Here is a 23,604-nt window from a genome sequence, read left to right on the forward strand (position 1 = left end):
CATCCGCCCGGCGCTGCCGGCCGGCCCCAAGATGATTTACGGGCCAGCCGGCAGCGGACCATCACCACCAGAAAGGAGGCCTGCATGTCACAACTGACAGACGCCCTGGCCTCGAACATCGGCGCCGGCGACGGTGCGGGGGCGGAACCCGGCACGGCCCCAAAGCGGGGCGGTAAACCACCCAAGGCTCCGAAGGTCCCGCGCGGCAAGTTCTCCGTCCACTTCGCGCACTACAAGTGGTTGTATCTGCTCCTCCTTCCTGGCGTGCTGTATTTCGCGGTGTTCCGTTACGCCCCGATGTACGGCGTGTCCATCGCGTTCAAGGATTACGTCCCGTTCCTGGGCGTGAACGCCAGCCCGTGGGTGGGGCTTCAGCACTTCCAGGATTTCTTCTCCAACCCTGACTTCGCCCGGCTGCTGGGCAACACCCTGATCCTTGCTTTCCTGAACCTGGGCATCGCGTTCCCGCTGACCATCGTGCTGGCTTTATTGCTGAACGAGGTCCGGCTCTCGATCCTCAAACGCACCGTCCAGACCCTGGTCTACATCCCGCACTTCCTCTCCTGGACCATCGTGGCGTCGCTGAGCTTCCTGCTCTTCGCCCTGGACTTCGGGCCGCTGTTCCTGTTCATCAACAACGTCCTGGGCACGGACATCGACTTCCTGTCCGATCCTGCCTGGTTCCGGCCGCTGATCATCCTGCAGGAGATCTGGAAGAACACCGGCTGGGGGACCATCATCTTCCTTGCCGCCCTGGCCACCGTGGACCAGGACCAGTACGAGGCAGCGATCATCGACGGCGCCGGAAGGTTCCGCCGCGTCTGGCACATCACCCTGCCAGGGATCCGCTCCACCATCATCGTGATGCTCATCCTCGCGATCGGGCAGATGCTGAACACCGGCTTCGAGCAGATCTACCTCATGACCAACGCCCTGAACAGATCCGTGGCCGACGTCTTTGACACCTACGTGTACTTCGTGGGCATCACCCAGGGCGCCTACTCCTACTCCACAGCGGTGGGACTGTTCAAATCTCTGGTGGGCATCGTGCTGATCTTCGGCACCAACGCCCTGGCCAAGCGATTCAACCAGAGCGGACTGTTCTAATGAAGATTCACAACACCACCGGCGGGCGGATCTTCGACGCCGTCAACTACGTTTTCCTGACCCTGATCGGCATCATCACCCTGCTGCCCTTCGTCTACGTCTTCGCCGGCTCGTTCGCCACCGAAGCCGAGATCACCCGGCGGGCCTTCTTCGTCTGGCCCGAACAGTTTTCCCTGGGCGCCTACGAATACATTTTCTCCACCCAGGCGTTCACCCGGGCCCTGATCACCACCGTGCTCGTCACCGTGGTGGGGACTGTGGTGCAGCTGATCCTGACCGTCACCATGGCCTACCCGCTGGCCAAAAGGAACCTCCGCGGCCGGCAGCTGATCCTGTCCCTGGTGGTCTTCGCCATGGTGTTCTCCGGCGGCATGATCCCCACGTTCCTGCTGGTCAAGGACCTGGGCCTGCTCAACTCCTACTGGGCGCTGATCCTTCCCGCGGCGATCAACCCGTTCAGCCTGATCATCATCAAGAACTTCTTCCAGGAACTTCCCGCGGAGCTGGAGGAATCCGCCAAGATGGACGGCGCCACCGAAGTAGGGATCCTCTGGCGGATCCTGCTGCCGCTGTCCAAACCCGTCCTGGCAACGTTCGCCCTCTTCTACGCAGTCGGGATCTGGAACGACTTCATGTCACCCCTGCTCTACCTTTCGGACAACTCCAAGTGGACCCTGCAGATGTACCTGCGCCAGGTCACCGCCTCCTCCGATCTCCTCGGAACCGGGAACGTGGACCCGAACTACATCCCGCCCGAGCAGGGCATCAAGTTCGCCGTGATCGTGGTGGCCACCCTGCCCATCCTGATCTTCTACCCCTTCCTGCAAAAGCACTTCGCCAAGGGCATGCTCATCGGCTCCGTCAAGGGCTGACCGCTCACCGCCGCAGCCGCCGTCGCGCCTGAAGAGGTGCCCCGACCAACAGAAAGCAGACCATGAAAATCCTGCTCGCCGGAGATTCCACCGTGGCGAACTGTCCCACATACGAATACCCCATGAGTGGCTGGGGTGCGCAGCTGCCCCGGCATGTGTTCGCCTGGGCGGCCGTGCACAACTTTGCCAAAGGCGGCGCCAGTACGGAGTCCTTCCGCGAGGAGGGGCTGTGGGCGCGGCTGCTGGAAACTGCCGAAGCCGGCGATCTCGTCCTGATCCAGTTCGGGCACAATGACCAGAAAAAGGCGCACCTCGCGGCCAGAACCGGTTACGCTGCCAACCTGCGCGCCATGGTGGCGGAGGTCCGTGCCCGGGGTGCCGTGCCGGTGCTCTGCACCTCGGTGGAGCGCCGGCACTTCCTCGACGGCGCGGGCACCCACGCCGTCCTCGAGGACAGCCTGGAAGATTACCCCGAGGTGGTCCGGGAGATCGGGCTCGAGCTGAAGCTGCCCGTCGTCGACCTTAACTCCTGGACCCGCACGCTGTACGTGGAGCTGGGTGTTGAGGAGTCGAAGTCCCTGTTCTGCCATTTCGGCCCGGGCGGGCACGCCTTTTGGCTGGACGGTCTGGCGGACAACACCCATTTTTCCCAGCACGGTGCCTCGCTCGTGGCGGCCGAGGTCGCCGTCCGGCTGGCCCGGCTCGGCTACGGCTCCGGCTCCCAGCAACGCGGGGTCACATCAGGCCCGATAAAGGGCGAAGATTGGGCCGGGAGTGACCCCGCGTTGCAGTTAAGAACGACGGCGGGACGTACGACGGCGGTGCGGGGCTAGGTGGGTGCGGCGCACGTGGGCGCGGCGCACGCCGGCGGCGGGCTGCTGTACAGCAATCCGCTCGCCGGCCCGGCGGATGTGGCGGACTGGGTGCCCGAGGGGCCGCTGAGCCTGGGCAGCCACGGTGGCGCGCTGGCGTTGTCCAGTTCGGTGGATGACGAAGAGTTCGGGGACCACGCGCACTGGACATTCTGGTGCCCGGTGGAGTTCCCGGACGGCATCAGGATCAGTTGGGAGTTCCTGCCCCTCGCTGAGCCCGGACTGGCGATGGTCTTCTTTGCCGCGACAGGGCAGGGCGGCCATGACCTGTTTTCGCCCGGCCTCGCGGCGCGAACGGGCTACTATCCGCAGTACCACTCAGGTGACATCGACGCCCTGCATGTGTCCTATTTCCGCCACAAGCACGAATCAGAGCGGGCCTTCCGCACCTGCAACCTGCGGAAGAGCGCCGGCTTTGAACTGGTGGCCCAGGGCGCCGATCCGCTGCCGCCCACCGAGGATGCGCTGGATTTCTACCGGATGGAAGTGGTGAAGGACGGCCCGCGGGTGGCATTCTCCGTCAACGGGCTGACACTCTTTGAATGGACTGACCAGTCGGACAGCGTGCTGGGCCGCGGCCGCCTCGGGTTCCGGCAGATGGCGCCACTGAAAGCGGCCTACCGGAACCTGGCAGTGGAGAAGCTTTAGTCCCGTCAGTCGGGCTTGATGTTCTGGTTGAGGCTGAAGAAGTTGGTCGGATCGTACGTGTGCTTGAGCGACTTGAGCCTCCCGTACTTTGCAGCTCCATAGGCCTGCCTGACGCGGTCCTCGCCCTCTTCCATCAGGAAGTTCACATAGACGCTGGTGTGGTGGGGTGCCAGCGCCGACCAGTAATCGCGTGCCCACTGACGCTCGGCATCGAAACCCTCGGCCGTCTTGCTGTTGCCGTTGATGTTGAAAGTAAATCCAGCGTTGCGGCCGTTGAATGCTGTGGCGTCGTTGCCTATCCGCGCCACTGCGCCGCCCATCTGCCACAGCGCGACGCTGGTAACCGGCGATGTGATGCGCATGCCGTAGTCAGCGACGACGTCGATCACCTCGTCGCTCAGGGCTGCGATGTCACATGAGCGGACGTAGTAGGACCAGCCGTGGGGGAACGATGGATCGAACGTTCTTTGGTGTTCGAGGAACGGTTTCGGCCGGCAGAAATCCAGGACCGGGGACCCGAATTCCTTCATGGGCCGCATGACCCGTTCGCCGTCCTCGACGGATCCGGCATAGCAGGAGACGATGGCCAGGACCCGCCTGCCCACGAGTTCCGGCGGGACGATCGGCAGCGCCGGAGCCCTGCGCTGCACGGCCACGGTCATGAGCTCATCGGGGCAGTCCGCGAGCCAGTCGCGGTAAAAACGCAGCACCTCCGGTGCGTCCTCCATCGGCCAAAAGACCGGCCCCGCCATAACGGACGGACCCACCGGAACCAGTCGGAACTCGAACTCGGTGACGATGCCGAAGTTCCCGCCGCCGCCGCGCACACCCCAGAAAAGATCGGCGTTCCGGTCCTCGCTGGCAGTCACCAGCTCGCCGTCGGCCGTGACAAGGTCAACGGAGAGCAGGTTGTCGACCGTGAGTCCGTGCTTGCGCATGATCCAGCCGATGCCGCCCCCCAGCGTAAGCCCGGCAACTCCGGTGTGGGTGACGATCCCTGACGGGACAGCGAGCCCGAACTCCTGCGTTTCGCGGTCGAGTTCGCCCAGCAGCACACCAGCCTGGACACGGGCCGTTCGTGCTCCGGGATCCACCCGGATGCCCTTCATGGGCGCGAGGTCGATGACCATCCCGTCGTCGCAGACTGAGAGCCCGGGAAAGCTGTGGCCGCCTCCCCGCACTGCGACCCGAAGGCCGTGCAGGCGGGCAAACCGGATGGCGGCCCGCACATCCGCGACGCCGGTGCAGCGGGCTATGAGTGCTGGACGGCGGTCAATCGACCCGTTCCACACCTTGCGATGTTCGTCGTAGCCGGCATCATCCTGGCTGACGAGGTCGCCCCGAAAGGATGCCTGCAGTTCATCGACGGCGATGCGGCCGATCTCCGTGCTTTGTGTCATGGGACTCACGGACCTCTCTCCTCCCAGCAGATTCCCACTCTTTGGCGGACCTGACAAGAGGAAAACTGCCGGCGTCGACCGGGCGGCAGGCCTTAGCCGGCGGCGGTGCCCTGCGCCGGGCCGGTGCTCTGGCGCACCACCAGTTCCGGCGTGAAGATCACAGCCCGGTGCCGCGGACTGGTGGATTCCAGTTCCTCCGCCAGCAGCTCGATGGCGGTGCGTCCCAGCGCTTCGGTGGGCTGGCGGATGGAGGAAAGCGGCACCACGGCTGAAACGGCAAAGTCGATGTCGTCGTAACCGATCAGCGCGATGTCCTCGGGAATTTTCAGGGTGTGGGTCATGGTCAGGGATTGCATGACGCCCAGGGCCAGGAGATCGTTTGCGCAGAAGATGCCGTCCGGCAGGTCCCCGCGCCCGCGCTCCACCAGCATGTTGCCCACGCTGCGGCCTGCCAGGACGCTCTGTCCGTCGGAATCGAGGACCTCCAACGTGGCGTCCGGCTCTTCCTTCACCGCACGCCGGGCACCCTGAAGGCGGTCGGCCACCTGGCGGATGGAGGTGGGGCCGCCCACAAAGGCGAGCCGACGGCGGCCGGTGTCCAGCAGGTGCCGGGCAGCGAGGTAACCGCCGGCGTCGTCGTCCACGGAGACTGAGCTGTACTTGTCCTCATCAGCCAGCCGGTCCACCAGCACGGTGGGGATGCCGCGGTCGCGGAGCAGATCCAGCCGCTCAGTGACGTCGCCCACGGGGGAGATCAGCAGGCCCTGGACACGCTGCTCCTGGAAAAGGTCGATGTAGTTGGACTCGCGGCTGGCGTTGTGGCCGCTGTCGCCCAGCAGCACTGCGCTGCCCTGAAGCGCTGCGGCGTCCTCGGCTGCGCGCACCACGGAAGTGAAGAAGGGGTTGCCCACGTCCAGGACAATCAGCCCGATGGTCCTGCTATGGCCTGCCCTCAGCTGGCGTGCGGCGTCATTGCGGATGAAACCCAGCTCGTCGATGGCCCGCAGCACGCGCTCCTTGGTCCGCTGGGACACGCGGTCCGGGTAGTTGAGGACGTTTGAGACGGTGCCCACGGCAACGCTGGCGTGGTTGGCGACGTCCTTGATGCTGGCTGAGCGGTTCATGATTCTCCGTGCTGATCTGGGGGTCCAGTAATTCCTTGGGGCAATGGGGGTGGAATGCTTGACACCTTCTTGTCTTCCAGAGTACTTTGAATCGTAACAATGAAACGATTCAAAGATTTGAAAGTTCAGGAGAGTCGCCAATGAGGGTGTGTTTCCGTTCTTCGGTCCAGCCAGCACTGATCGGGGAGTACAAGCGCCGCCATGCTGCGGTGTGGCCCGAGATGCTGGTGGCCCTTAAGAATGCCGGCTGGAACAACTACTCGCTCTTCCTGGGCGAGGACGGGCTCCTCATCGGCTACGTCGAATGCGACGATTTCGACGCCGTCCGCGCCCGGATGGCTCTGGCAGACGTCAATGCGCGCTGGCAGGCCGAGATGGCAACTCTTTTTGACAACCCGGACCAGGCGCCAGACCAAGGGTTCCACGTGCTCGAAGAAGTCTTCAATCTTGACGATCAGCTTGCAAAGGAGTCCACAGCCAGCTGATCTACCCAGGCTCCTGCAGCGGGGCCGTGTTCCAACTCTGAAATAGCAGAACACCTTACATCGCAGCAACACAGACACCGGAAAGAATCCCATCATGAATGACGTAGCAACGGCGCTGGGCAGGCTCGGGGAGCTTGCCATCGAGGTCCCTTCGTGGGCTTATGGAAATTCAGGTACGCGCTTCAAGGTGTTCGGCACGCCGGGCACTCCGCGTACCGTGCAGGAGAAGATCGCGGACGCCGCCAAGGTGCACGAGCTGACCGGCCTCGCCCCGACCGTTGCCCTGCACATTCCGTGGGACAAGGTGGACGACTACGCCGCCCTGAAAGAGTACGCGGCGGGCCTTGGCGTTGGCCTGGGCACGATCAACTCCAACACGTTCCAGGATGACGAGTACAAGTTCGGATCCCTGACCTCGTCCAACGAGACTGTCCGGCGCCGGGCCATCGCGCACCACCTTGACTGCATCGAGATCATGCACGCCACCGGCTCGCAGGACCTTAAGGTATGGCTGGCGGACGGCACCAACTACCCGGGCCAGGACGATCTCCGCGGCCGCCAGGACCGTCTGGCTGAGTCCCTGCAGGAGATCTACGCGGGCCTGGGCGAGAACCAGCGCCTCGTGCTGGAGTACAAGTTCTTCGAGCCGGCTTTCTACCACACCGATGTTCCGGACTGGGGTACTTCCTACGCGCAGACCCTTGCCCTCGGAGACAAGGCGATGGTCTGCCTGGACACGGGCCACCACGCCCCGGGCACCAACATCGAGTTCATCGTGATGCAGCTGCTGCGCCTGGGCAAGCTCGGTTCCTTCGACTTCAACTCCCGCTTCTACGCGGACGATGACCTGATCGTTGGAGCGGCTGACCCGTTCCAGCTGTTCCGTATCATGTATGAGGTCATCCGCGGGGGCGGCTTCGGCAAGGACTCCGGCGTGGCCCTCATGCTGGACCAGTGCCACAACCTGGAAGAGAAGATCCCGGGCCAGATCCGCTCGGTCCTGAACGTCCAGGAAATGACGGCCCGCGCCATGCTCGTGGACACCGCTGCCCTGGGCGAGGCCCAGGGCGCCGGGGATGTCCTGGCCGCCAACGGCATCTTCAACGATGCCTTCTACACCGACGTCCGGCCCATCCTGGCCGCCTGGCGTGAAGAGCGCGGCCTGCCCGCGGACCCGATGGCCGCCTTCAAGGCCAGCGGCTACCAGAAACAGATCAACGAGGACCGCGTCGGCGGCCAGCAAGCCGGATGGGGCGCATAAGAGCATGAGTAACAACACGACTGTTGAAGACCTGATTTCCCGTTCCAACCGCCTGGGTGCGGATAAGCGGAACACCAACTTTGCCGGCGGCAATACCTCGGCCAAGGGCACGGAGAAGGACCCGGTAACCGGTGAGGACGTCCAGCTGCTCTGGGTCAAGGGCTCCGGCGGAGATCTGGGCACACTGAAGGCCGGCAACCTGGCGGTCCTGCGCCTGGACCGGCTGAACGCCTTGAAGAACGTGTACCCCGGTGTGGAACGCGAAGACGAAATGGTGGCCGCTTTTGACTATTGCCTGCACGGTAAGGGCGGCGCCGCGCCGTCGATCGATACCGCCATGCATGGCCTGGTGGACGCCGCCCACGTGGACCACCTGCACCCGGATTCCGGGATCGCCATTGCCACCGCAGTGGACGGCGAGGCCCTGACCACCAAGATCTTCGGCAACAAGGTCCTCTGGGTTCCGTGGCGCCGGCCCGGTTTCCAGCTGGGCCTGGACATCGCCGCGATCAAGGAGGCCAACCCGCAGGCCATCGGCACCATCCTGGGCGGCCACGGCATCACCGCCTGGGGCGCCACATCCGAGGAAGCGGAACAGAACTCGCTCTGGATCATCGAACAGGCCGAGAAGTACATCGAGGACAATGGCACGGCAGAACCTTTCGGCCCCGCGTTGGACGGCTACGGTGCCCTCCCCGAAGCCGAACGTCAGGCGAAGGCTGCCGCGCTCGCACCGGTGATCCGCGGCCTGGCGTCCACGGACAAGCCGCAGCTGGGGCACTTCAGCGATGACGCCGTCGTCCTTGACTTCCTGGCAGCAGCTGGGCACCCGCGTCTGGGCGCCCTGGGCACCTCCTGCCCGGACCACTTCCTGCGCACCAAGGTCAAGCCGCTGATCCTGGACCTGCCTGCCGAGGCGTCCATCGAGGATTCCATTGCGCGGCTCAAGGAACTGCACGCGGAGTACCGCGTGGACTACCAGGCCTACTACGACCGCCACGCCGGTCCGGAGTCCCCGGCGTTGCGGGGCGCGGACCCGGCCATCGTCCTGATCCCGGGCGTGGGCATGTTCTCCTACGGTGCGAACAAGCAGACCGCCCGCGTTGCCGGTGAGTTCTACATCAACGCGATCAACGTGATGCGCGGTGCCGAGGCGATCTCCACCTACGCCCCGATCGAGGAATCCGAGAAGTTCCGGATCGAGTACTGGGCGCTGGAGGAAGCCAAGCTGTCCCGCCTGCCCAAGCCCAAGTCCCACGCCACGCGCATCGCGTTGGTGACCGGGGCGGCGTCGGGCATCGGCAAGGCGATCGCCACCCGGTTGGCGTCCGACGGCGCGTGTGTGGTCATCGCGGACCTGAACCTTGAGAACGCCCAGGCCGTCGCCGCGGAACTCGGCGGCGCGGACGTCGCCATCGGTGTCCAGGCCGACGTCACGGACGAGGCCCAGGTCTCCGCCGCGATCGACGCCGCCGTGCTTGCCTTCGGCGGGCTGGACCTGGTGGTCAACAACGCCGGGCTGTCCATCTCCAAGCCGCTGCTGGAAACCACCGAGAAAGATTGGGACCTGCAGCACAACGTCATGGCCAAGGGTTCCTTCCTGGTCTCCAAGGCCGCCGCGAAGGTCATGATCGCCCAGGAAATGGGCGGGGACGTCATCTACATCTCGTCCAAGAACTCCGTCTTCGCCGGGCCGAACAACATCGCCTACTCCGCCACCAAGGCAGACCAGGCCCACCAAGTCCGCCTGCTCGCAGCCGAACTCGGTGAGCACGGCATCCGCGTCAACGGCATCAACCCCGACGGTGTGGTCCGCGGCTCCGGGATCTTCGCCGGCGGCTGGGGCGCCAAGCGCGCCGCGGTCTACGGCGTGGACGAGCAGGAACTGGGCAAGTACTACGCCCAGCGGACCCTGCTCAAGCGCGAAGTCCTGCCCGAACACGTGGCCAACGCCGCCGCGGTCCTCACCAGCGCGGAACTGTCCCACACCACCGGACTCCACATCCCCGTGGACGCCGGTGTGGCAGCAGCCTTCCTGCGATGAGCGAAACAGCAGCACAGGACACCGCCCCGGCAGCCGCCGGGGCGGTGTCCGCCGCTGGCCCCTCTGGCCAGGTCTTTGCCGGCAGTGTTTTCGCCGCGGTCGATATTGGCGCGTCCTCCGGCCGGGTCATCCTTGGCCGCGTGAGCAGCCCCGGCGTTGAACTGGAAGTGGTGCACCGGTTCCCCAACGGTGTGGTGGAGCTCGACGGCGGCCTCCGCTGGGATTTCGACGCCCTGTTCGCTGAGGTGCTGAAGGGCCTCGGTGCCGCCGCAACGGCGGCCGCAGCCAGGAACGAATCCATCACGAGCATCGGCATCGACACCTGGGCAGTGGACTATGGCCTGGTCAACGCCAAGGGCGAACTCATCGCCCAGCCGTACAGTTACCGCGATGGCCGCAGCCGTGCCGCCGTCGCGCCCGTGCACGAAAAACTGGACCCGGCGCGCCTGTACGGCACCACGGGCCTGCAGTTCCTGCAGTTCAATACGCTGTACCAGCTGGCCACCGAGCCTGACCTGGACGGTCTGCAGGCACTTCTGATCCCGGACCTGATCGCTTTCCTCCTGACCGGGCAGCGCCGGACTGAATCCACCAATGCCTCCACCACCGGCCTGTTCGACGCCGTGGCAGGGGAGTGGGCCACGGAGTTCCTCACTGCCCTGGGCCTGCCCACGAAGCTGTTCCCGCCGCTGATCGAACCCGGCGAAACGGTGGGCACGCTGCTGCCGGAGATCGCGTCCCGCGTCGGCCTGCCGGCCCGTACCAAGGTGGTGGCCGTCGGCTCGCACGACACCGCGTCCGCCGTCGCCGCCGTTCCCGCGCAGGAAGGGAACTTGGCCTACATCTCCTCCGGAACCTGGTCCCTCGTGGGGTTGGAGCTGAAGCACCCGGTCCTGACCGAGGCCAGCCGGGCAGCGAATTTCACCAACGAACGCGGCGTGGACGGCACCATCCGTTACCTCCGCAACATGGGCGGCCTCTGGCTGCTCAGTGAATGCCAGCGGACCTGGGCAGCGGAAGGCTTCACCCCGGAACTGACGGCCCTGCTGACCGCTGCCGCAGCGCTGCCGTCAGGCGGGCCGCAGATCAATCCGGACGATCCCTATTTCATCGCCCCGGACAACATGCCCGAGCGGATCCGCTCCGCGGTCCGGCGCACCGGGGACATCCTGGCGGATGACCCGGCGGCCATCACCCGCTGCATCATGGACAGCCTCGCGGCCGGCTATGCCCGCACCATCCGAGACGCCGAACGCCTCGCCGACCAGGCAGTGGACGTGGTCCACGTGGTGGGCGGCGGTTCGCAGAACCGGCTCCTCTGCCAGCTCACGGCGGACGCTACGGGTAAGCGCGTGGTTGCAGGGCCCGTGGAGGCGACGGCACTGGGCAACATCCTGGTCCAGGCGCGCGCGGCCGGGCAGCTCACGGGAGGGCTGAGGGAATTGCGGCGGCTGGTGGTAAACAGCCACGCCCTGCAGACGTTCACCCCGCAGCTCGCCCGGCTTTAGACTCTTTTCGTCTCCAGAAAGGACCCGCCCGCCCGATGCCACTCTTTGACCTGCCCCTTGACCAACTCCGCGGTTATACCTCGGCCGTCAGCCCACCCGCTGATCTGCAGGCTTTCTGGGACGCCACCCTTGAGGAAGCCCGCGCGTTCCCGCTCGAAGCCACTTTTGAGCCGGTGGAGAACTACCTGGCTGTCATCGACACGTTTGACGTCACGTTCAACGGCTACGGCGGGGCCCCGATCAAAGGCTGGCTCCACCTCCCGGGGAACCGTACCCCGGGAACCCCGCTACCCGTCGTCGTTCATTATGTGGTCTACTCGGGCGGGCGCGGGCTGGTCAACCAGGACACCAAATGGGCCCAGGCGGGTTATGCGCAGTTCATCATGGACACCCGGGGGCAGGGGTACGGCGGGACGCTCGGGCACACCCCGGACCCCCACCCGTCCGCCGGCGAGGTGGCCTATGCCGGGTTGATGACCAGGGGAGTGGGCAGCCGGGAGGACTATTACTACCGCCGGGTCTACGTTGACGCCTTCCGCGCGGTGGAAGCCGCCCAGTCGCACCCCGAGGTGGACGCCTCCCGTGTGGTGCTCGCCGGCGTCAGCCAGGGCGGCGGAATCGTCGTGGCCACAGCGGGGCTGGTGGCCGGAAGGCTCGACGGCGTGATCGCCGCGCTGCCTGATGTCCCCTTCCTGCAGGACTTCCCACGCGCCATCGACATCACTCCCAGGGGCCCGTACCCCGAGATCGCGGCCTTCCTGGCCCGGCACCGTGAACGGTATGAGCCCATCCTGGACGTGCTGAACTACTTCGACGGCGTCAACCTGGCCCGCTGGGCCACAGCACCCGCCCTGTACTCAGCGGCGCAGATGGACGATATCTGCCCGCCGTCCACGGTGTTCGCCAGCTTCAACGCATACGGGGCAGGGGCCGGCGGTGCGTCCGGGACGGGTGCTGCCAAGGACATAGAGGTGTACCGGTTCAACAACCACGAGGGCGGCCAGGAGCACCACTGGATCAGGCAGCTGCAGTTCCTCCGCAAGCTCCTGGGATGACACCTGTGTAACTGCGACGGTAAGGGTGACGATTTGGCGGTGGCTGCGGCGTGCCGTTATGGTGTGGCTATGACAAACCGTTGGTATGCGTATTTTTCGTTGGCTCTGGAGGGGCCCGCGTCTAACTGACACGCATCCAATCACCTTCAGAGCCAACAGGGCAGAGATCATTCTCTGCCCTTCGCCATTTCCCGGCGGGTTCTGAATTCGGGCCCGCTTCCTCTTTCGGAACAGGACCCCACATGAGCACCGCACCAGCCATCACCGCCGCCCCCGCCGACACGCAGGCAGGCGCAGCTGCCGTTGCAGGCGCAGCGAAATCCACGTCCAACCTCCGCGTCAGCGAATTCACGCCGCTGCCCACGCCCCAGGCGCTCATCGCCGAGCTGCCTCTGGACGCCCGGGTGACCGACGTCGTCGAACGCGGACGCGATGAGGTCCGCGCCATCATGGACGGGGTGGACGACAGGCTGCTGGTGATTGTGGGCCCGTGCTCCATCCACGATCCCAAAGCGGGCCTGGAGTACGCCCGCCGGCTGGTGAGCCAGGCGGAAAAGCACAAGGAAGACCTCCTGATCGTGATGCGGGCCTACTTCGAAAAGCCGCGCACCACCGTGGGCTGGAAAGGCCTGATCAACGATCCGCGGCTGGACGGCAGCCACGACATGGAAACAGGGCTCCGGACCGCGCGCCAGTTCCTCCAGCAGGTCACCGCCCTCGGACTGCCTACCGCCACCGAATTCCTCGAACCGATCAGCCCGCAGTACATGGCGGACCTGATCTCGTGGGGTGCCATCGGTGCGCGCACCACCGAAAGCCAGATCCACCGCCAGCTGGCGTCCGGCCTGTCCATGCCCATCGGTTTCAAGAACGGGACCGACGGCGACCTCCAGGTTGCGATCGACGCCTGCGGTGCCGCCGGGGCTGCTCAGGCGTTCCTGGGAATCGACGGGGAGGGCCGGGCGGCGTTGGTGGCCACGGCCGGGAATCCGGACACGCACGTGATCCTCCGTGGCGGACGGAAGGGGCCCAACTACTCGGCTGCCGACGTCGAAAGCGCCTCCGGCAAGCTCGCCGCAAAGGCGTTGAACCCGCGGCTGATCGTGGACGCCAGCCATGCCAACAGCGGCAAGAGCCACCACCGGCAGGCGGAAGTGGCCCTCGAGATCGGTGCCCAACTGGAGGACGGCGGCCAGTCGGCGCACGCCATCGCAGGGGTCATGCTGGAGAGCTTGCTGGTGGGCGGTGCCCAGAACCTGGACGTGGCCCAACACGCTGCCGGGCGGTCCGGACTGGTCTACGGGCAGAGCGTCACGGACGCGTGCATGGACTGGGAAGTATCCGTTTCGGTCCTCAACCAGCTCGCGGCCTCCGCGCGGAAGCGGCGCTCGGCGGAATGATTACCCGCAACACTTTCACTACAGCCCCATGAACCTCTAGAGTATCTATCACATGGTTGGTGGATGGCTCAGCATCGGCACACCGCAATGGAACACAGCTGGGGTCAATGCACGTCATCCGTCAGCAAAGGAATAGGGAAATGTCCGCAGAACAGAACTTCTCGAACGCGAAGTTCCTGACCGTCGCCGAAGTGGCCGAGGTCATGCGCGTCTCCAAAATGACCGTTTACCGGTTGGTCCATTCCGGTGAAATGCCAGCAGTGAGGTTTGGCCGCTCGTACCGCGTGCCGGAGAGCGCCGTCGAACAGTACCTCAAGGGTGCTGTGGTGGACGGCCACTCCGAGACGGCCTGATTAGCACCAACGCCGGTCAGGCTACAGTCCAGGTACACAATGTCGCTGGTTTCAGCCTTGGAAAGGCTGCCGTCAGTAGTCGCCGCAAAGAAGCGGTACCCTGTTAAGGAACGTTTTACGTCATTGTAAGAATCTGTCAGTTGTTTCAGTCTGTAGCTTTGCTCACGGACCGGTTCCATCAGACAGGTACTGCATCTAGTTTGTGAGGAACTTTCGTGGGTTCAGTTATTAAGAAGCGTCGCAAGCGTATGGCCAAGAAGAAGCACCGCAAGCTGCTTCGCAAGACCCGTCACCAGCGCCGCAATAAGAAGTAGAGATACTTCGAACTGCGTGAAATGCCCGTTGCCTTCCCGGCAGCGGGCATTTTTGTGTCGGCGTGGGGTCGCCATCGATGCAGAACCGGGACCCATTCTCGGCGGGAGGACGCGCGGATCCGGGTGTCCTCGTGCCGAACGCGTGGCCGTAGTCCTTAAGCGTGTCCGGCGGCAGGCTAGACCCGGGGGCCGCGGATGCGGGAGAAGCCGCGCCAGAGGCCGTAGACGGCGCCGCAGGCTGTGGCTGCCTTGAGCCCCAGGGTGGCGGCGCGGCGGCCGGACCGGAAATCGTAGACCGGCCAGTTGTGGTCGCGTGCGTGGCGGCGGAGCCGGGCGTCCGGATTGATGGCTACCGGGTGCCCTACGAGGGTCAGCAGCGGAATGTCGTTGTACGAGTCGCTGTAAGCCCAGCAGCGCTTCAGGTCCAGGCCTTCAAGGTCTGCAAGTTCCTGGACGGCTACTGCCTTGGCCGAGCCATGCAGGATGTCGCCTACCAGCCGGCCGGTGTACATTCCGTCGGCGATTTCGCCCACGGTCCCCAGCGCACCCGTGAGGCCGAGCCGGCTTGAGATGACCGCGGCAACTTCGATGGGAGTGCCCGTGACCAGCCAGACGCGCCGGCCCACGCGGAGGTGCTGCTGGGCCAGGGCTTTGGCTCCGGGCCAGATCCTGGAAGCGATCATCTCGTCATAGACCTCTTCGCCCAGGGCCTTGACGTCTTCAACGGTGATGCCCTCGGCAAGGGTGAGGGCCGAATCGCGGACGGCATGGACGTCGTCCATGTTCTCGCCCCGCGCCACAAACTTGAACTGCTTCCAGGCAAACCCTGCGGCCTGCATCAGAGTGAAGGCGCCGCGCTGGTGCATCTTCCGGGCCACGTGGAACAGGCTGGCGCCCCGCATGAGGGTGTTGTCGACGTCGAAGAAGGCGGCTTCACTGGTCTGCGGCATCGCATCCGGCTGCGTGAGAACAGCGACGTACTTCTCCTCGGGCATGTCCACGAGTCTAGTCAATGCCGGGGCACCGCCGTCCCCGCCCCGCGGACCTGTCCAAAGGGGGATACGGTTAATATATGGCAAAACCGGACATCGTGCTCATCACCAAAGCTGACTGCCACCTGTGCGCAGAGGCGCGCGACGCCGTCGAACGCGTGGCAGCCTCACTCGGACTTGAGTGGACCGAGCAGTTGGTGGACGGACTTCCGGAACTGCGGGAGCGGTACGCCGAGGAAATTCCCGTGGTGCTGGTGGACGGCATCCAGCGCGACTTCTGGAAGATCGACGAAATCCGTCTGGCGCGGGTCCTCCAGCGTGCCATGGCCCAGTAAGGACGCGGTTACGCAGAATGGCACAGGCTTTGTTGGCACCGGCAGCGGGGCTCTAGAGTGGAGTCACGACGCGATGGGATGGAGGGGAAAGTGACTTCGCTGGACCCGTCCCCGATAGTCCCCGCAGTCCCGGCGGTGCACGGCGCTGACCCCGCCAAACAGATTCCGCCGGCAGCAGTGGCCCGGCTGACCATTTACCTGCGCGCCCTGAACACCCTGCTATCAGAGGGTGTGGAGCGGGTGTCTTCGGAATCACTGGCGGAAGCGTCGGGCGTCAGTTCATCAACCCTGCGCAAGGACCTCTCGCACGTTGGCTCCTACGGCACGCGCGGCGTGGGCTACGAGGTGCAGTACCTGAGCCGCCATATCTCCGCGGCCCTCGGCCTGACGCACGACTGGAAGGTCGCCATCGTTGGCGCCGGCAACCTGGGCAAGGCCCTGGCCCGGTACGGGGGATTCGAGTCCCGGGGTTTCGATGTGGTGGCAATTTTCGACGCCGATCAGATGGTGGTCGGCAATGAAGTTGGCTGGCTGCGCGTGAGCGATGTCGCCGACCTGGAAACGGTGCTGCAGCGGACCGGGGCAAATATGGTGGTCCTGGCCCTGCCGGCAGCAGTGGCACAGCAGATCTGCGACCGCGTGGTGGCGGCGGGTGTGCACAGCATCCTGAGCTTCGCGCCCGTGATGCTGCAGGTGCCGGCCAGCGTCAACCTCCGCAAGGTGGACATGGCCACCGAACTGCAGATCCTGGCCTACCACGCCCAGCGCGCGCAGGCCCCGGAACAGGCACCCGAGCAGACCGCCTAGGTCCCCGCCCCACCCCTCACCCCGCCGGCTCCTCAGACGCTCTGGCACTTCCTGCACGAATTTCCCGGACGCTCTTTCACTTCCTGTCGGCCAAAGCAGAACGCTCCATCACTTTCCTAAAGAAAGTGATGGAGCGTTGGGGCTTTTCCTGCAGGTTCTGCCAGAGCGTTGGGGCTTTTCCTGCAGGTTCTGCCAGAGCGTTGGGGCTTTTCCTGCAGGTTCTGCCAGAGCGTTAGAGCTTTTCCTGCAGGAAGTGAGAGAGCGTCGTGGGCAGGCGGGGGGCTGAGGCTACTGGCCGTAGGGGTTGCCCGGGGTTCCGTAGGGGTTGGCGAACGGCTGCTGCTGGCGGAAGTACGGAGCTGCGGCGGGCAGGTACAGCAGCACGATGGCGGCGATGCCTGCGAGGGTTCCCAGGGTGCCGAGGCTGGGCACCTGGAAGAGGCCCAGAACGGACAGGGCGGCAAAGACAGTACCCAGGATCCGTGCCCAGTTCTTGCCCTTGCGGATGAAGAAGGCAACCAGTGCGTAGAGCGCGGCGCCAATGATGGCAACCACCACCAGTGTTCCGGCAATGACGCTGCGGAGGTCGTCGTACGTTACATCCGCGCCGGCGCCGCCGCCGCTGCGCATGGCTTCCTCGAAAACGCCCCGCATCTGCGGATCGTCGAGGGTGTTGATGCCCATGATCATGGTGATGACAAAGATGGCGCCGGAAGCGATCAGGAGCCAGAACGAGATGTTCACCAGCTGGGGGATCCCGGCGGATCCGCCGGCCTGGGGCTGCTCGGAGGGGTACTGGGCGTAGGGGGACTGCCCGTACGGCTGCTGGCCGTAGACCGGCGGCTGGGGCGTACCCTGCCCGAACTGGGGCGCGTTCTGCCCGTATTGGGGTGCGTTCTGGCCGGGCTGCGGAGCATTCTGCCCGTACTGAGGCGCGTTCTGCCCGTATTGGGGTGCGTTCTGTCCGTGCTGCGGCGCCTGCGGAGTGGGCTGCCCGAACTGCGGGCTGTTCTCGCCGTAGCGGGGTGCCGGGGGCTGGTTGCCGGGCTCGGGTTCATTCGGAACGGGAGGCGGGACTGAGGGGGTGCACATGAGCGGTCCTTTGCAGGTCGGGTATCAGTTCGGCTGCTGGGTACAGTCCACTGGCCCTGCCCCCAGTACGGCTTACCTCCACCGTACCCCCGGCCGGTCCCGCAGCGGGCCATTCCGGCAAGGTGATCCGGGTTAAAAACAGTCCCCTTTAAACACAGCACCCCGGCCGCCGGGATTCCATGGGAAAACCGGCGGCCGGGGTGCTGGCAGAACGAAAGAACTATGCTGCGGGGGCGATGAACGCCAGCTCCAGGTTGATGGCAACCTTGTCGCTGACCAGCACGCCACCGGCTTCGAGTACGGCATTCCAGGTCAGGCCGAAGTCCTTGCGGCTGATGGTGGTTTCGGCGGAGACGCCGGCGCGGGTCATGCCGAACGGGTCCACGGCCACGCCGTTGAACTCGGTCTCGAGCGAGACGGGACGGGTGACGCCCTTGATGGTGAGGTCGCCGGTCAGCTCGTAGCTGTTGCCGTTGGCCACCAGGCCATTGGAGACGAAGGAGATTTCCGGGAACTTCTCGACGTCGAAGAAGTCTTCGCCGCGGACGTGGCCGTCACGGTTGACGTCGCCGGAATCGAAGCTTGCGGTCTGGATGGTGGCGCTGATCCTGGAATCCGCCACGTTCTCGGCGAGGTCCAGGGTAGCTGCAGCATCCTTGAACTGGCCGCGGACCTTGCTGATGCCTGCGTGCCGGACGGTGAAGCCGATTTCGCTGTGCGAGTTGTCGAGGGTCCAGGTGCCGGTTGTGATGTCGGTGGGAAGAGCCATGGTGTATCTCCTTGAGTTTGTCGGGTGGTCCTGCCGGATAGCTTGATGCTTCATCTGTTGAACTCTCAACTATCCGCTGCATCCAGTATAAACATGCATTTGCATGTTTTGTTCCCCGTTCCGGAACATTTTTCCAAAACTTTCAGTTCTACTGGATGTAGAAGATTTCGGATCGCACGCCATCTTTGAGAAACTGGTAAACATGCCCCAAGCCACTGTCCATCTGCTCCGCCACGGCGAGGTCCACAATCCCGACGGCGTTCTGTACGGCAGGCTGCCCGAATTCCACCTCTCCGAGCTGGGCCAGGAGATGGCGCAGACCCTCGCCGCGCACTTCAGTGAGCGCGCCGCACAGGGTGCCCGGATCGTTTATCTCGCCGCGTCACCGCTGGTCAGGGCCCAGGAAACGGCAACGCCCACTGCCGAGGCGCTGCATCTCGAGATCCACACCGATGAACGCATCATCGAGGCCGAAAACTACTTCCAGGGCATGAAGGTCACCAAGGCGGAACTGCGCAAGCCCAAGCACTGGCCGCATCTGGTCAACCCGCTCAGGCCGTCCTGGGGCGAGCCCTACAAAGCGCAGGCAGCCCGCGTCCAGGCAGCCGTCCAGGATGCCCGGCTCCGCGCCATCGAACTGGCCGGCAACGACTTCGGAACAAGCGGGCCCGAGGCCATCATGGTCAGCCACCAGCTCCCCATCTGGGCCACCCGGCTGAGCGCCGAGGGCCGCCCGCTGTGGCATGACCCGCGCAAACGCGAGTGCACACTGACCTCCATCACGTCCCTGGTGTTCGACGACGACGGCTCGCTCCTGCGCGTCGAGTACAGTGAGCCCGCTGCCGCCCTTCTCCCCGGCGCCGCCACCACTCCGGGGGCCTGACCATGAAAACCACTGCTTCCCGCAATGCCATGACCAGCCGCGCCATGACCAGCCCCGCCACGTCCCGCCGCGCCGTGCTTGCCGCCGGCGGTGCAGCCCTGACCGCCCTCACGCTGGGGCTGTCCGGCTGCGCGCAGGAGGATGCACTCGCCCAGCAGGCCAAAGCCGGCGACAACAAGAACTACGTGGCAGGCGATGGCTCGGTGACCGAGTTTGCTGCGGGTGACCGCAAGGCCGCCGTCGCCGTCAACGGCACCCTGTTCAACGGGACCACCGTGACCCCCGAGGATTTCCAGGGCAAGGTCACGGTCCTGAACTTCTGGTTCGCCGCCTGCGCCCCCTGCCGGGTGGAGGCCCCCATCCTCGAAGAGCTGCACCAGGAGTTCAAGGACCAGGGCACGCAGTTCTTCGGCGTCAACCTCCGCGACGAAAAAGCCACCGCCGAAGCCTTCGACAAATCGTTCAACCTGACCTACCCCAGCTTCGATGACAAGGACGGCGGCGTGCTCCTGGCAGTCTCCGGCCTGGTCCCTCCCGGCGCCGTCCCCACCACGCTGGTGCTGGACAAGCAGGGCAGGGTGGCCTCGCGCGTCCTGGGCGAAATCCAGAGGGGCACCCTCAAAGCCCTCATCACCGCCGCCGTGGCAGAGTAGCGGCGGCCCCGGACCGTGAACAGCCCCTTCGCCGAAGCCATCCTGAACGGCTCGCTGCTGCTTGCCATCCCGGTGGCGCTGCTGGCCGGACTGGTTTCCTTCCTGTCGCCCTGCGTGCTGCCCCTGGTACCCGGCTACCTTGGCTACGTCACGGGCCTCAGTGGCGTGGACCTGCAAAAGCAGAAGCGCGGCCGGATGCTCGCCGGCATTGGCCTGTTCGTGCTGGGCTTCTCCGTGATCTTTGTCCTGCTCGGCGGTGCCTTCGGCCAGCTCGGCACGCTGATCACCGGCTCCCAGAACGCCTGGATCACCCAGCTCCTGGGCATCCTGGTGATCATCATGGGCGTGGTGTTCATGGGGGGCTTCGGATGGCTGCAGCGTGACGCGAAGATCCACGCCAAGCCGCCGGCCGGCCTGTGGGGTGCACCGCTGCTGGGCATCACGTTCGGCCTGGGCTGGGCCCCCTGCATCGGCCCCACCTACTCTGCCGTGCAGCTCCTGAGCCTGTCCGGCGGTTCCTCGGCAGCCAAGGGCGCGTTCCTGGCCTTCGTCTACAGCCTGGGCCTGGGCATCCCCTTCCTCCTGATAGCACTGGCCGTGCGCCGGGGGATGGGTGTGATGTCCTTTTTCCGCAAGCACCGCCTGGCCATCCAAAGAATCGGCGGGGGCATCCTGGTGGTGCTCGGCCTGCTGATGGCCAGCGGCGTCTGGGGAACCTGGGTCACCGAGCTGCAGTACTGGTTCCAAACCGATGTGAAGTTGCCGATCTGATGAGCGAGCGCGTGAAAGAAAACAAGAAGTCCCCGGCCCCCGTTGACACGGCCAAGGCAGAGGCAGCCCTCCCCATGCTGGGGCCGGTGGAGATGCTTCGTTGGGCCTGGACGCAGCTGACCAGCATGCGCACGGCGCTTTTCCTGCTCCTGCTCCTGGCCGTTGCGGCAGTGCCGGGTTCCCTGTTCCCGCAGCGCCCGGCCAACCCGTCGGTGGTGACGCAGTACATCAAGGACAACCCGGACTACGGGAAGCTGCTGGACACCCTGCAGCTCTACGATGTCTACTCCTCGGCCTGGTTCTCGGCCATCTACATCCTGCTCTTCATCTCTCTGATCGGCTGCGTGGTACCGCGCGCCATCGCCCACTACAAGGCCATGCGCTCGCAGCCGCCGCGGACCCCCAAGCGGCTCTCCCGCCTCCCTGAGTACGGCACACTGGTGGTTCCCGCCGGAGCCGGCCTCCCGGCGTCGGACGCCATCCGCAGTGCCGCCGGAGTGCTGAAGAAGCGCGGTTACCGCGTTGACGTGAGGGACGACGACGGCGCGCGGCCGTCTTTGGGTGCCGAGCGCGGCTTCGCCAAGGAGGTCGGGAACCTGGTGTTCCACACCTCGCTGATCGGGGTTTTGGTCTCCGTGGCGATCGGCGGGCTGTTCGGGTACAGCGGCCAGCGCATCCTGGTGGAGGGCGATACCTTCGTGAACACCCTGGTGGGCTATGACCAGTTCACCCCGGGCACCAACTTCCAGTCCAGCCAGCTCCAGCCCTACTCCATCCAGCTGGACAAGTTCGCTGTCACCTTCGACCGCGAATCCAAGGGCAAGGTGGGCCAGCCCATCGACTTCACCGCCGATGTAACCACCAAGGAGACCCCGGACGCGCCGGCCAAGCAGGAAGTCCTCAAGGTCAACGAACCCGTGACCCTGGGCGGCACCAGCATCTACCTCACCGGCAACGGCTACGCCCCGGTGGTCACCATCCGCGACGGCGCCGGCAACGTGGCCATGCAGGGCCCGGTGGTTGCCAAGCTGCAGGGCGACAACTACTACTCGTCCCTGGTGATCAAAGTCCCGGACGCGAAGCCCGAGCAGCTCGGCTTCGCCGGGTTCTTCCTTCCCACCGCCTTTATCACCGAGGAAGGCATCTCCTTCAGCGGGGATCCGGATCTGTTCAATCCGCAGCTGACCCTGAACTCCTACTACGGCGATCTCGGCCTGGACGACGGGGCCCCGCAGAACGTCTTCGAACTGGACGTCAAAGACCTTACGCCGCTGAACGCCCGCAACCTCGATGCCGGCGGCATCACGCTTGCCCCGGGAACCAGCTACACCCTGCCGGAGGGCAAGGGCACCATCAGCTTCGACGGCGTGAAGCGGTACGTGGGCGTGGACATCCACCACAACCCCGGGCAGCTGTACGCCCTGATCTTCGCGCTGCTGGCCGTGGCCGGGCTCATCGTCTCCCTGTACGTCAACCGCCGCCGCGTCTGGGTCCGGACCGGGACCCACGACGACGGCCGGACCATGGTGGAATACGGCCTCCTGGCCCGCGGTGAAGACCACCGCCTCGCCGCCGAAGCGGCCACCATCCGCAAGCTTCTCGCCGATGAATGGCAGCTCCAGCCGGACGCTGCCGATGAGCAGGGCGATCCCCAGCAAACTCCCAGCCGCCAGGACGATAATGGCGCAGACTCGCTCACCATCCCCGCCGGCCCCGCCGGACCCACAAAGGACCAGTAATGCCTTTCGCCATCAACGAAACCATGGGCCAGTACAGCGAGCTTTTTATGCTGCTCGCCGCCGGCACGTACACCGTGGCCTTCATCGCCTTCGCCTGGGACCTCGCGAAGAGCAGCAAAGCGCTGCGCGCTATTGACCTGAAGGCTGCCGCTGCCGCGGGCGCCAAGGTGCCCGCGATGGCCGGCGCGTCTTCGGCCGGTGCATCCTTTGACGCAGGCGCGGCAGGGGACAGGGCCGGGTCCTCGCACTTGGCCGGACCTGTGGGCCGGGCCGAGCGGCCGTCGTCGTCCGTTTCAAAAAAGGGCGACGCTTCGGTGACCGGACTGACCGCTGACGCCGACATGCGCTACTCTGCCGAGCGCCGCGCGCCCGCGCGGGTGGCCGTGGCGCTGACCGTCCTCGGTGCGTTGATCCATGCAGCCGGTGTGATCACCCGGGCCTTGGGTGCAGGCCGCGTGCCGTGGGGCAATATGTATGAATTCCTGACCACGGGTGCTTTTGTGGCCGTGGCCGTGTTCCTGCTGGTGCTGATCCGCCGCGACCTGAGGTTCCTCGGCACGTTTGTGGTGGGGCTGGCCATCATCATGCTGGTGGCTGCCTCAGTTGCCTACTGGACCCCTGTGGGTCACCTGGTTCCGGCGCTGCAGAGCTACTGGCTGATCATCCATGTCTCCATCGCAGTGCTTTCCTCTGCGCTTTTCACCCTCACCTTCGCCATGTCCGCGCTTCAGCTGGTCCAGTCGCACCGGCAGAAAACCATCGCTTCCGGCGGTGCGGACAAGCTCGGATTCATGCGGCTGGTGCCCTCCGCCCTGAGCCTGGAAAACCTGTCCTACCGGATCAACGCCATCGCCTTTATTGGCTGGACCTTCACCCTGATGTTCGGCGCCATCTGGGCGGAAAAAGCCTGGGGCCGCTTTTGGGGCTGGGACACCAAGGAAGTGTGGACTTTTGTGATCTGGGTGGTGTACGCGGGCTACCTGCACGCCCGTGCCACCCGAGGCTGGACCGGCACCCGCGCCGCCTGGCTCTCGATCGTTGGCTACCTGTGTGTCGTCTTCAATTTCACCATCGTCAACCAGTTCTTTAATGGGCTCCACTCCTACTCGGGCCTCTGAAC

Annotated in this window: 24 protein-coding genes; 19 read left to right on the top strand and 5 right to left on the bottom strand. The window is 65.2% G+C overall.

Annotation, left to right across the window (positions count from 1 at the left end):
• Positions 1-84: 84 nt before the first annotated feature.
• The 4 genes from AC1MCA_RS14195 to AC1MCA_RS14210 all read left to right on the top strand — a co-directional run bounded on the left by AC1MCA_RS14195 (position 85) and on the right by AC1MCA_RS14210 (position 3,499).
• The gene (locus AC1MCA_RS14195; RefSeq protein WP_479798383.1) at positions 85-1,107 is read left to right on the top strand and encodes an ABC transporter permease; all 1,023 of its coding nucleotides are present in this window, start codon (positions 85-87) and stop codon (positions 1,105-1,107) included.
• Positions 1,107-1,979 carry a carbohydrate ABC transporter permease gene (locus AC1MCA_RS14200; protein WP_479798385.1) on the top strand — a complete coding sequence of 291 codons (873 nt, stop codon included), beginning with the start codon at positions 1,107-1,109 and terminating at the stop codon, positions 1,977-1,979. Before AC1MCA_RS14195 ends, AC1MCA_RS14200 begins: the two co-directional genes overlap by 1 nt.
• Before the next feature lie 62 nt (positions 1,980-2,041).
• A complete protein-coding gene (locus AC1MCA_RS14205; protein WP_479798387.1) occupies positions 2,042-2,812 on the top strand; it encodes a rhamnogalacturonan acetylesterase in 771 nt (256 codons plus the stop codon).
• 15 nt (positions 2,813-2,827) lie between these two features.
• Positions 2,828-3,499: a DUF1961 family protein gene (locus tag AC1MCA_RS14210; RefSeq protein WP_479798389.1), complete on the top strand. Its 672-nt coding sequence runs from the start codon at positions 2,828-2,830 to the stop codon at positions 3,497-3,499.
• A gap of 5 nt (positions 3,500-3,504) precedes the next feature.
• Here AC1MCA_RS14210 and AC1MCA_RS14215 read toward each other — a convergent pair whose 3' ends face one another.
• Positions 3,505-4,899, bottom strand: a complete 1,395-nt coding sequence (locus AC1MCA_RS14215; RefSeq protein WP_479803403.1) for an FAD-binding oxidoreductase — start codon at positions 4,897-4,899, stop codon at positions 3,505-3,507.
• A 92-nt stretch (positions 4,900-4,991) separates the two neighbouring features.
• Entirely contained in the window at positions 4,992-6,023 is a 1,032-nt protein-coding gene (locus tag AC1MCA_RS14220; protein WP_479798391.1) for a LacI family DNA-binding transcriptional regulator, read from the bottom strand.
• Positions 6,024-6,163: 140 nt separating this feature from the next.
• On the opposite strand from AC1MCA_RS14220, the gene AC1MCA_RS14225 reads away from it, so the two are divergent.
• The 8 genes from AC1MCA_RS14225 to AC1MCA_RS14260 all read left to right on the top strand — a co-directional run bounded on the left by AC1MCA_RS14225 (position 6,164) and on the right by AC1MCA_RS14260 (position 14,443).
• The gene (locus tag AC1MCA_RS14225) at positions 6,164-6,508 is read left to right on the top strand and encodes an L-rhamnose mutarotase (RefSeq protein WP_479798393.1); all 345 of its coding nucleotides are present in this window, start codon (positions 6,164-6,166) and stop codon (positions 6,506-6,508) included.
• Between the two features lie 94 nt (positions 6,509-6,602).
• Positions 6,603-7,769, top strand: a complete 1,167-nt coding sequence (gene rhaI / locus AC1MCA_RS14230; protein ID WP_479798395.1) for an L-rhamnose isomerase — start codon at positions 6,603-6,605, stop codon at positions 7,767-7,769.
• Between the two features lie 4 nt (positions 7,770-7,773).
• Positions 7,774-9,813: a bifunctional aldolase/short-chain dehydrogenase gene (locus AC1MCA_RS14235; RefSeq protein WP_479798397.1), complete on the top strand. Its 2,040-nt coding sequence runs from the start codon at positions 7,774-7,776 to the stop codon at positions 9,811-9,813.
• Positions 9,810-11,321 (top strand): rhamnulokinase, encoded by a 1,512-nt coding sequence (locus AC1MCA_RS14240; protein ID WP_479798398.1) that lies wholly within the window; start codon positions 9,810-9,812, stop codon positions 11,319-11,321. Before AC1MCA_RS14235 ends, AC1MCA_RS14240 begins: the two co-directional genes overlap by 4 nt.
• Positions 11,322-11,356: 35 nt before the next feature.
• Positions 11,357-12,376 carry an acetylxylan esterase gene (locus AC1MCA_RS14245; RefSeq protein ID WP_479798400.1) on the top strand — a complete coding sequence of 340 codons (1,020 nt, stop codon included), beginning with the start codon at positions 11,357-11,359 and terminating at the stop codon, positions 12,374-12,376.
• A gap of 242 nt (positions 12,377-12,618) precedes the next feature.
• On the top strand, positions 12,619-13,776 hold the full coding sequence (locus AC1MCA_RS14250) for a 3-deoxy-7-phosphoheptulonate synthase (RefSeq protein WP_479798402.1): 1,158 nt from the start codon (positions 12,619-12,621) through the stop codon (positions 13,774-13,776).
• 140 nt (positions 13,777-13,916) lie between these two features.
• Positions 13,917-14,129, top strand: a complete 213-nt coding sequence (locus AC1MCA_RS14255) for a helix-turn-helix domain-containing protein (RefSeq protein ID WP_058931377.1) — start codon at positions 13,917-13,919, stop codon at positions 14,127-14,129.
• 215 nt (positions 14,130-14,344) lie between these two features.
• Positions 14,345-14,443 (top strand): 30S ribosomal protein bS22, encoded by a 99-nt coding sequence (locus AC1MCA_RS14260; RefSeq protein WP_003792170.1) that lies wholly within the window; start codon positions 14,345-14,347, stop codon positions 14,441-14,443.
• A gap of 176 nt (positions 14,444-14,619) precedes the next feature.
• On the opposite strand, the gene AC1MCA_RS14265 is transcribed toward AC1MCA_RS14260, so the two are convergent.
• Complete coding sequence (locus AC1MCA_RS14265; protein ID WP_108597571.1) at positions 14,620-15,438, bottom strand: HAD family hydrolase; 819 nt, start codon at positions 15,436-15,438, stop codon at positions 14,620-14,622.
• A gap of 77 nt (positions 15,439-15,515) precedes the next feature.
• Between AC1MCA_RS14265 and AC1MCA_RS14270 the strand changes: the two genes are divergently transcribed.
• Both AC1MCA_RS14270 and AC1MCA_RS14275 read left to right on the top strand, forming a co-directional pair.
• A complete protein-coding gene (locus AC1MCA_RS14270) occupies positions 15,516-15,770 on the top strand; it encodes a glutaredoxin family protein (protein ID WP_108597569.1) in 255 nt (84 codons plus the stop codon).
• Between the two features lie 90 nt (positions 15,771-15,860).
• Entirely contained in the window at positions 15,861-16,577 is a 717-nt protein-coding gene (locus tag AC1MCA_RS14275; protein WP_479798404.1) for a redox-sensing transcriptional repressor Rex, read from the top strand.
• Positions 16,578-16,865: 288 nt separating this feature from the next.
• Here AC1MCA_RS14275 and AC1MCA_RS14280 read toward each other — a convergent pair whose 3' ends face one another.
• Together AC1MCA_RS14280 and AC1MCA_RS14285 are read right to left on the bottom strand one after the other, a co-directional pair.
• Positions 16,866-17,669, bottom strand: coding sequence for a Yip1 family protein (locus AC1MCA_RS14280; RefSeq protein ID WP_479798406.1), 804 nt, complete (start codon positions 17,667-17,669; stop codon positions 16,866-16,868).
• 220 nt (positions 17,670-17,889) lie between these two features.
• Positions 17,890-18,438 carry a YceI family protein gene (locus tag AC1MCA_RS14285; RefSeq protein WP_479798408.1) on the bottom strand — a complete coding sequence of 183 codons (549 nt, stop codon included), beginning with the start codon at positions 18,436-18,438 and terminating at the stop codon, positions 17,890-17,892.
• A 202-nt stretch (positions 18,439-18,640) separates the two neighbouring features.
• On the opposite strand from AC1MCA_RS14285, the gene AC1MCA_RS14290 reads away from it, so the two are divergent.
• Genes AC1MCA_RS14290 through ccsB form a run of 5 tightly spaced genes read left to right on the top strand, consistent with a single transcriptional unit; the run spans position 18,641 to position 23,602 of the window.
• Positions 18,641-19,321 (top strand): histidine phosphatase family protein, encoded by a 681-nt coding sequence (locus AC1MCA_RS14290; protein WP_479798411.1) that lies wholly within the window; start codon positions 18,641-18,643, stop codon positions 19,319-19,321.
• Positions 19,322-19,323: 2 nt separating this feature from the next.
• Entirely contained in the window at positions 19,324-19,974 is a 651-nt protein-coding gene (locus AC1MCA_RS14295; protein ID WP_479798413.1) for a TlpA family protein disulfide reductase, read from the top strand.
• Positions 19,975-19,989: 15 nt separating this feature from the next.
• Entirely contained in the window at positions 19,990-20,745 is a 756-nt protein-coding gene (locus tag AC1MCA_RS14300) for a cytochrome c biogenesis CcdA family protein (protein ID WP_108599453.1), read from the top strand.
• Positions 20,745-22,484 carry a cytochrome c biogenesis protein ResB gene (gene resB / locus AC1MCA_RS14305; protein WP_479798415.1) on the top strand — a complete coding sequence of 580 codons (1,740 nt, stop codon included), beginning with the start codon at positions 20,745-20,747 and terminating at the stop codon, positions 22,482-22,484. The genes AC1MCA_RS14300 and resB overlap by 1 nt, the downstream gene beginning before the upstream one ends.
• Positions 22,484-23,602, top strand: coding sequence for a c-type cytochrome biogenesis protein CcsB (gene ccsB, locus AC1MCA_RS14310; protein ID WP_479798417.1), 1,119 nt, complete (start codon positions 22,484-22,486; stop codon positions 23,600-23,602). Before resB ends, ccsB begins: the two co-directional genes overlap by 1 nt.
• Positions 23,603-23,604: the final 2 nt, after the last annotated feature.

The sequence above is a fragment of the Arthrobacter sp. BK1 genome (assembly GCF_056680055.1).

Excerpts from the sequence above, each read along its gene's own strand:
- AC1MCA_RS14265 (WP_108597571.1), bottom strand. The coding sequence starts at position 15,438 with ATGCCCGAGGAGAAGTACGTCGCTGTTCTCACGCAGCCGGATGCGATG.
- AC1MCA_RS14290 (WP_479798411.1), top strand. The coding sequence starts at position 18,641 with ATGCCCCAAGCCACTGTCCATCTGCTCCGCCACGGCGAGGTCCACAAT.
- rhaI (WP_479798395.1), top strand. The coding sequence starts at position 6,603 with ATGAATGACGTAGCAACGGCGCTGGGCAGGCTCGGGGAGCTTGCCATC.
- AC1MCA_RS14225 (WP_479798393.1), top strand. The coding sequence starts at position 6,164 with ATGAGGGTGTGTTTCCGTTCTTCGGTCCAGCCAGCACTGATCGGGGAG.
- AC1MCA_RS14235 (WP_479798397.1), top strand. The coding sequence starts at position 7,774 with ATGAGTAACAACACGACTGTTGAAGACCTGATTTCCCGTTCCAACCGC.
- AC1MCA_RS14285 (WP_479798408.1), bottom strand. The coding sequence starts at position 18,438 with ATGGCTCTTCCCACCGACATCACAACCGGCACCTGGACCCTCGACAAC.
- AC1MCA_RS14255 (WP_058931377.1), top strand. The coding sequence starts at position 13,917 with ATGTCCGCAGAACAGAACTTCTCGAACGCGAAGTTCCTGACCGTCGCC.
- AC1MCA_RS14250 (WP_479798402.1), top strand. The coding sequence starts at position 12,619 with ATGAGCACCGCACCAGCCATCACCGCCGCCCCCGCCGACACGCAGGCA.
- AC1MCA_RS14240 (WP_479798398.1), top strand. The coding sequence starts at position 9,810 with ATGAGCGAAACAGCAGCACAGGACACCGCCCCGGCAGCCGCCGGGGCG.
- AC1MCA_RS14205 (WP_479798387.1), top strand. The coding sequence starts at position 2,042 with ATGAAAATCCTGCTCGCCGGAGATTCCACCGTGGCGAACTGTCCCACA.
- AC1MCA_RS14270 (WP_108597569.1), top strand. The coding sequence starts at position 15,516 with ATGGCAAAACCGGACATCGTGCTCATCACCAAAGCTGACTGCCACCTG.
- AC1MCA_RS14295 (WP_479798413.1), top strand. The coding sequence starts at position 19,324 with ATGAAAACCACTGCTTCCCGCAATGCCATGACCAGCCGCGCCATGACC.
- resB (WP_479798415.1), top strand. The coding sequence starts at position 20,745 with ATGAGCGAGCGCGTGAAAGAAAACAAGAAGTCCCCGGCCCCCGTTGAC.
- AC1MCA_RS14280 (WP_479798406.1), bottom strand. The coding sequence starts at position 17,669 with ATGTGCACCCCCTCAGTCCCGCCTCCCGTTCCGAATGAACCCGAGCCC.
- AC1MCA_RS14245 (WP_479798400.1), top strand. The coding sequence starts at position 11,357 with ATGCCACTCTTTGACCTGCCCCTTGACCAACTCCGCGGTTATACCTCG.
- AC1MCA_RS14195 (WP_479798383.1), top strand. The coding sequence starts at position 85 with ATGTCACAACTGACAGACGCCCTGGCCTCGAACATCGGCGCCGGCGAC.
- AC1MCA_RS14200 (WP_479798385.1), top strand. The coding sequence starts at position 1,107 with ATGAAGATTCACAACACCACCGGCGGGCGGATCTTCGACGCCGTCAAC.
- ccsB (WP_479798417.1), top strand. The coding sequence starts at position 22,484 with ATGCCTTTCGCCATCAACGAAACCATGGGCCAGTACAGCGAGCTTTTT.
- AC1MCA_RS14215 (WP_479803403.1), bottom strand. The coding sequence starts at position 4,899 with ATGACACAAAGCACGGAGATCGGCCGCATCGCCGTCGATGAACTGCAG.
- AC1MCA_RS14220 (WP_479798391.1), bottom strand. The coding sequence starts at position 6,023 with ATGAACCGCTCAGCCAGCATCAAGGACGTCGCCAACCACGCCAGCGTT.